Annotated in this window: 6 protein-coding genes and 1 pseudogene; 2 read left to right on the forward strand and 5 right to left on the reverse strand. The window is 41.0% G+C overall.

Annotated features, from left to right (window positions below; all coding sequences use genetic code 11):
* Positions 1-49: 49 nt before the first annotated feature.
* Genes V7K42_RS07870 through V7K42_RS07880 form a run of 3 tightly spaced genes read right to left on the reverse strand, consistent with a single transcriptional unit; the run spans position 50 to position 1,725 of the window.
* Entirely contained in the window at positions 50-442 is a 393-nt protein-coding gene (locus V7K42_RS07870) for a salt stress protein, Slr1339 family (RefSeq protein WP_334915070.1), read from the reverse strand.
* Between the two features lie 31 nt (positions 443-473).
* Positions 474-1,079, reverse strand: a complete 606-nt coding sequence (locus V7K42_RS07875) for a vWA domain-containing protein (RefSeq protein WP_094332059.1) — start codon at positions 1,077-1,079, stop codon at positions 474-476.
* A 40-nt stretch (positions 1,080-1,119) separates the two neighbouring features.
* Positions 1,120-1,725, reverse strand: a complete 606-nt coding sequence (locus V7K42_RS07880) for a vWA domain-containing protein (protein ID WP_334915072.1) — start codon at positions 1,723-1,725, stop codon at positions 1,120-1,122.
* Between the two features lie 416 nt (positions 1,726-2,141).
* Here V7K42_RS07880 and V7K42_RS07885 point away from each other — a divergent pair, with 416 nt between their 5' ends.
* A complete protein-coding gene (locus V7K42_RS07885; RefSeq protein WP_334915074.1) occupies positions 2,142-5,180 on the forward strand; it encodes a PAS domain-containing sensor histidine kinase in 3,039 nt (1,012 codons plus the stop codon).
* Positions 5,181-5,464: 284 nt separating this feature from the next.
* Here V7K42_RS07885 and obgE read toward each other — a convergent pair whose 3' ends face one another.
* Positions 5,465-6,493 carry a GTPase ObgE gene (obgE, locus tag V7K42_RS07890; protein WP_094332056.1) on the reverse strand — a complete coding sequence of 343 codons (1,029 nt, stop codon included), beginning with the start codon at positions 6,491-6,493 and terminating at the stop codon, positions 5,465-5,467.
* Between the two features lie 138 nt (positions 6,494-6,631).
* A complete protein-coding gene (locus V7K42_RS07895) occupies positions 6,632-7,309 on the reverse strand; it encodes a Mo-dependent nitrogenase C-terminal domain-containing protein (RefSeq protein WP_334915076.1) in 678 nt (225 codons plus the stop codon).
* Positions 7,310-7,810: 501 nt separating this feature from the next.
* On the opposite strand from V7K42_RS07895, the pseudogene V7K42_RS07900 reads away from it, so the two are divergent.
* Positions 7,811-8,328 (forward strand): annotated as a pseudogene (locus V7K42_RS07900) (glutamate--cysteine ligase); the annotation flags it as partial.

Consider the following 8,328-nt stretch of genomic DNA (forward strand, 5'->3'; position numbering starts at 1 on the left):
TGATATATTTTGATATAAACATAAAAATCACAGTATATTTATTTCAAACTTATTCATTACTTCTTAAATATTCAATCGCTGCCTCTAATTTTGAAGGATAACTTTCAGCAAACCTTTCAAACCAAAGTCCTTCCGACGAAAGTGGATCTACTTTGGCTAACCATTTTTTTGCCTGTACTTTCAAAGCCTCTAATTGTTTAGCTTTGAGTTTTTCTTGTCTAATTCCTTCCTGTTCTACTTCTTGCTGTCTTTTTAACTCAATAGCAGCATCCTCTTCGGCAAAATCAGCCTTAACTTCTGCTAAAAGGTTATCCATAAAAGATGCCGACTTGGGCAATGATGGAATAAACGATTTGGCTGTGGCTGATTTTGACTGCTGTTGTGGTTGTACTCCTTTGTATTCAGTTTCGAGTTCGGCTAACAGCTTATCAATGGAATCCATTTTTGCAATTCCTAATAAATAGTATAGCTAGCTAGTCATTAATGGCATTAAGTAGAACTTCCGATAAACTCATATCTTCCATATCTTCCATAGTAATGGTGTCACAGATATCAAATTTAGCGCCAGCACTTTGAAGTTCATCGTCTAAGACTTTCAGAAAACGGGTAGCTTGGGGATCTACGCCGACTTGAATGAAGGAAATGGCTAATTCTTCATCTCGATCGATGCGGCGAGAAGCTTCAATAATTACTTTCATAACTGCTTTGCGATCGTCTGGTTCACCATCAGTAACTACTAAAATTGTTTCACCATTTGGCTTTGTTTTACCAGACGCTTTGCGTTGCAAGTAATCATCAGTTGCATGTTTTAACACACCTGCTAAGTCGGTTGTCCCGGAAGGGTCGTTTTCTCTAAAAATTTGCGATACTATGCTGGATGTAACATTTTCATATCGTTTAAATTTACCAGAAAATACATAAATAGTGATCCCATCTGGGTCAAATTGCTCACACTTGCTAGCTAAAGCTAAAGTAGATTCCTGCGCCGCTAACCATCTACTTCTACCACCCTTTTGATCTTGGGTGGCCATGCTGCCGCTTTTGTCGATAATTAACGTATAGTCACGATTTTCTAGCATTATTCAATTCTCCAGTTAAAAGTTATTGGACTTTAATGCATTAGTCAGTTATTGCGTTTGTCAATACATCTACCAGACTCATGTCTTCTAAATCGTCTAAAGTAACCGTGTCACAAATATCAAATTTAGCGCCGACACTTTGCAGCTGGTCATCCAAAGCTTTAAGGAACTTAGTTGCTTGAGCATCTAAACCTACTTGAACGATGGAAATTCCTAATTCTTCATCACGCTCCATCTGGCGAGTAGCATGAATGATGACTTCAAATACAGCTTTGCGATCGTCTGGTTCACCATCAGTGATAACTAAAATTGTCTCTCCGTTTGGCTTACTTTTACCGACAGCTTTGCGTTGAAAGTAATTATTGAGTGCATCCTGAAGCACACCTGCTAAGTTTGTCGTCCCAGCAGGGTCATTTTCGAGAAATACCTGTGCAACTTTAGCTGAAGTGACATCATCGTAGCGTTTAAATTTACCCGAAAACAAGTAAACGGTGATGCCATCGGGGTCAAACTGTTCAGCCTTTCTTGCCAAAGCAAGAGTAGACTCTTGGGCGATCTCCCATCTAGTTCTACCACCCACTTGGTCTGGAGTGGACATACTACCGCTTTTGTCAATAATTAATGTATAGTCGCGATCGCTCATCATAATTTTCCCCTGATTGTTACCGTGTAATTCTAGTTTAACTCCGTTTTTTTACCAGTAAGCAAGGCTTTTAAGCTTTTGTATCAATTATGCTACTAAAAAATCATCCCACAGATGATGAGTGCAGTTGCTTAGCATCAGTGTTCCAACAGAAAACAAAATTTTCCTAGTCCCCAATCCCCTGAAAAGACTCAAAATTAAAGATTGACTTGGTTGTTACATCCCTTATTTAGTCTGGGAATAATAAATATTAATCATCCTGACACAGATGAAACTAAATAAATGTGAATTCAAGAAACCTCTCCCTACCTTAAAATTTCGTTCAACTCTTTCCCTCTCTGACTCAGAGAGGGACAGTTTTGGATAGTAAGACCGGGGAAAGGTTTCTTTATTGCTTAATTTTAAAGATAAATTCCGGTATGAACCATCATAGATTCTTAGATAACCCTGCGCCAAAGCAAAACACACAGCAGCAAACCTTTTCGCTAGCATTTCTGCATCAGACGCTCGATGCCATATCTGACCCAATTTTTGTTAAAGACCGTCAACATCACTGGGTATTAATTAACGCTCCTTACTGTGATTTCGTTGGTCATAGCCGAGAAGAATTAATTGGCAAATCAGACTATGATTTTTTTCCGCAAGCAGAAGCTGATGTATTTCGACAAAAAGATGAACTAGTTTTCACCACAAATATTACTAATGAGAACCAGAATCTTTTTACCGATGCTCAGGGTATAACTCATCTCATCTCTACAAAAAAGTCTTGCTTTGAGGATGAGACTGGTAAAAAATTTCTGGTGGGTAGTATTCGAGACATTATTTTACGGGATGAAGCTGGGAAATTTCTAGGTGTAACTGACAGAGTTACCGATTTTACTGAACTCATCCAAACCTGTGAAGCACTTCAGGAAACCCTAGAAGAACTGCGCCAACAAAACCAAGAAATAGCGATCGCCCTTGAAACGGCAGAATTAGAGCGTCGGCGTTACCAAGATTTGTTCGATCTCGCCCCAGATGCTTATTTAGTGACTGATGCTAACGGCATCATCAAAGAGGCTAACTATGTAAGCGCAGCCTTACTATCTGTGAGACGAAACTATCTAATAGGTAAACCATTGATTATCTTTATCGCTGAAGCAGATCGCCAAACCTTCACGAACAAACTGGCAAATTTGCAGCAGATACAAGATTGGGAAGTCGATCTACAGTCACGAGGAGGTATAACCTTTCCTGCTAGTATCAAGATGGTTGCTATGTATGATTCACAAGGTCAGCGACTTGGCTGGCGTTGGTTACTTTGCGACATCAGCGAACAACAAGCCATACTGCGCGATCGCCAGAAAGCAGAATCAGACCTACACCGTATTAATGCTGTACTGCAAGCTCAACAAGAAGCTTCCATCGATGGCATTTTGATAATTGATGAAAATCGTATAGTTACATCATCCAATCAGAAATTCTCCCAGCTATGGCAAATTCCTGTGGCACTGGTGCAAACATCCGACGATCGCAAACTCCTGGAATGGGTAATAAACCAACTAGTAAATCCAGACGAATTTCTGGCAAAGGTGGAGTATGTTTACCAGCATCCAGAAAAAAGCAGCCGCGACCAAATTTTGCTCAAGTCTGGAAAGATTTTTGAGCGCTATTCTGCACCTGTGTGTAAACACCAAGGAGTTTGTGGTGATATATCACCTATAGGAGACTATTACGGTAGAATTTGGTACTTTCGCGATATTACCGAATACAAACAAGCCGAAGCAGAACTTAGGGCTTCACAGCAAAGGCTAGCATTGCTGATTGAACAAACACCTTTAGCCATTATTGAATGGAATACCAACTTTGAGGTTCAAACATGGAATCGGGCAGCAGAAGGAATGTTTGGATACACCACAGAGGAAATGTTGGGCAATCGTTTTGAAATCATAGTACCTGAAAACGCCAGAAAGCACGTAGATGAGATTATCATCGCCCTTTTAACACAATGTGGAGGAAGTTTTAGTGTCAACAATAACATCACTAAAGATGGTAAAACGATAGTCGGTGAGTGGTATAACAACCCATTGGTAGCTCCTGATGGCCAGGTGGTTGGCATTGCTTCAATGGTGTTAGACATCACAGAGCGCAAACGCGCCGAAGAGGAACAGCAAAAATTTGTAGCGTTGGTTGAAAACAGCAGTGACTTTATTGGCATTTCTTCAATGGAAGGGCAAGTTGTCTATGTGAACCCTGCCGGACTCAAGATGCTGGGGCTTAGTAGCCTGGAAGCAGCTAAAACAAAGTCAGTAGCTGATTTTCATTCACCAGAAGCTTTTGCAGAGTTTCAGCAACAAATTGCTCCTTTGATACTTCAACATGGTTTTTGGCAAGGCGAGTTTCGCCATAGACATTTTCAAACAGGCATAGAAATTCCCACTGATTGCAGCCTGTTTATGGTTAACCATCCTGAAACAGGAGAGCCTTTCTGTCGGGTAGCTATTGCTAGGGATATTACAGATCGGAAACAAGCCAAAGAAGCCCTGCTAAAGTCGGAAGCGCAACTAAGGCAACAAGCTGAAGAACTCAAAGAAGCCCTCCGCGAACTTCAAAACACCCAAACTCACTTAATTCAAAGTGAAAAGATGTCCAGCTTGGGTCAACTAGTCGCAGGAGTAGCACACGAAATCAACAACCCAGTCAATTTTATCTATGGCAATCTCAAACCCGCCAAGGAATACACTCAAGATTTACTTTCACTTTTACAACTCTATACAAGTCATTATTCTGAACCCATCCCAGAAATTCAGGATTTTGCAGAACAAATTGACCTGGACTTTTTGAAGTCAGATTTACCAAAAATACTCAACTCAATGAAAGTTGGGGCAGACCGCATTCGAGAGATTGTGCTTTCCCTACGAACTTTTTCGCGCTTAGATGAAGCCGAAATGAAAGCTGTTGATATCCATGAGGGAATCGACAGTACTCTGATGATTTTGCAAAACCGCATCAAGGGTAATAAGCAACGCCCGACAATTGAAATAATCAAAGAATACGACAAACTACCCTTGGTAGAATGTTACGCGGGGCAGCTAAACCAAGTATTCATGAATATTTTGTCAAATGCGATTGATGCTTTAGAAGAGAGATTGGGTAGTGTAGATGAAGCAAACAAGGGGAATAACCAATACCCAATTCCGACAATTCGCATTTGCACTCAACTACAAGATTCAAATCAGGTAATAATTAGGATTGCCGATAATGGATTGGGAATATCAGAAGATTTGAAAAAACAACTATTTGACCCCTTCTTTACCACCAAGCCGATCGGCAAAGGTACGGGGATGGGACTTGCCATTAGTTACCAGATCGTTACAGAAAGACATGGTGGTTCCTTAGAATGTATTTCGCAGCTAGAACAAGGCGCTGAGTTTGTGATTAATATTCCCCTAATTCAAGAGACTCAATATAATTCGTAATTTTAAGAGCTTTCATCCCATTAGAAATTATGCACAGGACAAAATAATCATGCTGTGTATTAACGCAGAAATGTTATTTTAGGTTTTTATTAATGATTATTTGATGGTAAATAGACCCGGACTGTAGAGACAATTTATTAATTGCCCCTACAACAGATGTGTTTTTCAAATCATTTATATTTAATCTTTCCTGTTAATGGGTAAGTCCTAACGGTAAGTAAAAACAAAGTATTTCCACTGCCATCATCTGCTTCTCTTCAGAAAGTAGTAATTACGATTAGTAATTATCTCAATACCTCTACTTCTTGGACAACTTTCATTTGATCGAGAATTCCCCAAATTTCTTGTAGCATCGGCTCTAACCCCGTGCGGGTAACTGCTGAAATTACAAAAACCGGGGCGTAAGAGAGATGATTAAGTTGGGTAGCTAACGCCTCTAAATCGACATTTTCTCGATCGACTGCATCAATTTTGTTCAGCGCCAAAATTTGCGGGCGTTCTGCTAAACCCCGTCCATAAGCTTGTAATTCTTCCTTAATTGTGTTGTAGTCTCTAACCACATCATCACTAGTGGCATCAATCAAGTGAAGTAGCACTCGCGTGCGCTCGATATGACGCAAGAAATCGTGTCCCAACCCAGCCCCATGAGCCGCTCCCTCAATTAGTCCGGGAATGTCGGCGAAAACAGTACCATCGCCAGTTGGTTTCCGCACTACACCCAAATTTGGGATCAGGGTAGTGAAAGGATAGTCTGCGATTTTTGGACGTGCAGCTGATAAAGATGAAATTAAAGTGGATTTACCAGCATTTGGTAAGCCAATAATCCCGACTTCTGCCAAAAGTTTTAACTCTAGCCGCAACTGCTTTATTTCCCCTGGTAATCCTGGGAGGGCGTATTCTGGGGCGCGGTTCCGGTTACTCAAGAAATGCTGATTTCCTAGTCCACCTTTACCACCTTGGGCAATCCGCAAAGACTGCTTCGGCTCGATTAAATCCCCCAGCAATTCGCCAGTTTCAGCATCATAAATGGTTGTACCACAAGGAACTTCGATGATTAAATCCTTTCCTCCTGCCCCAGTGCAGTTATTTGGCCCACCACGAGTCCCTTTTTCTGCCTGAAATCGATGGTTGTATCTGAAGTCAAGCAAGGTTTGCAGGTTTTCATCGGCGACGAAAAAGACCGAACCACCTCGTCCTCCATTACCACCAGAGGGGCCACCAGTCGGTACGTATTTCTCTCGCCGGAAGGCAACAATACCATCGCCACCCTTACCAGCTTCAACTTCAATTTTTGCTTGATCGATAAATTGCATATTTCTAGAGTCCTGTTAGCGGTAGCGGGGCATTTAGCCCGTGCTGAGTTAAGAGTCGCGAGTTATAAATTATAAGTTTTAAAACCTCATTCCTCACTCTTTACTTGTAACTCACACTCCCCACTCAGCAATCAGCACTCAAATATATGGTGAAATATCTTCGCCGCATTTATCTGCTAGATAAGAGAGGGCGCGAAAACGTAACCCCACCAGCTGCTCATATAAGGGGTTAATTTTACACATCGGCGGGATGTGGACAACCTTACGTCCAAATAAGGTGACATCTCGCTCAAAGGGACACTGGGAGGGAATCATTTTACACAAAAAGCGGGCTACTCTTGGGTCTTGGATATCTAGCCTATCAAGCCAGTCACGCAGGGGATATAGTGCATTAATTTGACGCTTTGTAAGTCCAGGGCTGGGGATAATGGGGGTAACTTGCTGTGGGTTCTCTAGGGTGTGGCGAAGGGCTTCTAGTAAATTCTCTGGCTGTTCTAAGGCTTGGCAGAACTGATGTAAAACCTCATCTTCGCTGGGGGAATAAGTACCATCTGCGATCGCTACCATGATCGCAGTCCTTAAGAAATTTTCGGCAGCTGGTGTACCTTTTCCCAACACTGCGGCTAATTCTTCTGGCGTAATTATCTCTAATGAGTCCCATTTTATTTTAGGAGCTAATTCATCTTTGGTGATGTTGGCAATTAATTCCTGTTCTTGGTCATCAAAATTACCATCTGCCCAAGCAATGGTGAGCAGTCCACGCAACCAAGCGGCAATCTGTTCACTGCTGTAGGGGGATTGAACGGTACTTGTCATAAACTCACGTCTGGTAGCTTTCCTCAGTCATTACTAAGCTACCCTACCCAGCGACTAGGAAGATAGTGGGGGAGCAATGCTCTAACAGTGAGGTGGGTAAGCAGGGGAGTCAGGGGATGCTCTTGAGGCAGGGGGGGAATCAAGAAATTAAGTGTATTTTGGACTATCTTGGCAGCAAAAATTACTAAATATTTCTCTTTACTCCCCCTTCCCCAAGTGCTCATTGGACGATGATCTCACTTTTTCGCGTTGCTCCCGATAGTGGGAGGAGCAGAGAAAATAAATTAGAGAAGTTTTAAAATCGCAAAAGTCGATCTTTAGGGTAGAATCCATTTATGGTGTTATTGAGAATTTTTATATTTAAAGTTTAAAGTTAATTTGATTGGAGTATCTCAAATATTCGTGCTAGGTCTCTTTTAGAGTTATGCATAAAGCATATTTAATTTTTGTAAATATCTATTAGGTAGATTAGATTAACTCTAAGCAATCAAGGTATTGATAATGTTTTTATTTGGCATTGAGCATGAAGTTGCTTTCCTAAGCAAAGAGGGAAAATTTGCTGATTTTTCTCACACAAAATTTGCTGATTTCAATCAAATTATTGAAATGCTACCCACATACCCTAGCGACTATCCTCAACTGCGTGTTGGGGACGCTGGTATCAAACAGAAGAGATGGTATATTGAGGGATTTGAAAGGTTTATAGACTCTGACAAGCCAATTGACTGTCTACCTAAAGGCATTGAAATCAGAACAACCATACACTCTAATATTGAAGCTGTTATTAGGGAATTATCTGAAAGTTTTTGTCTGCTACGTGAGGTGGCTGCTGATTTCGGTTTCTCACCGAGTTTAATCAGTTTTAATCCTTACAACACTCTTTTTGAGCCTCAACCTTCATTAAATGATTATGAAATAAGACGAAGACAAGCTTCTCCTGAAAAACAAACTGCCCATATTCCTATGCTTACTTATGGACCAGATTTGAATATTTCAGTGGCAGATATGTCTAGTGAAAA

This window comes from Nostoc sp. (assembly GCF_036917455.1).
Taxonomy (GTDB): domain Bacteria; phylum Cyanobacteriota; class Cyanobacteriia; order Cyanobacteriales; family Nostocaceae; genus Nostoc.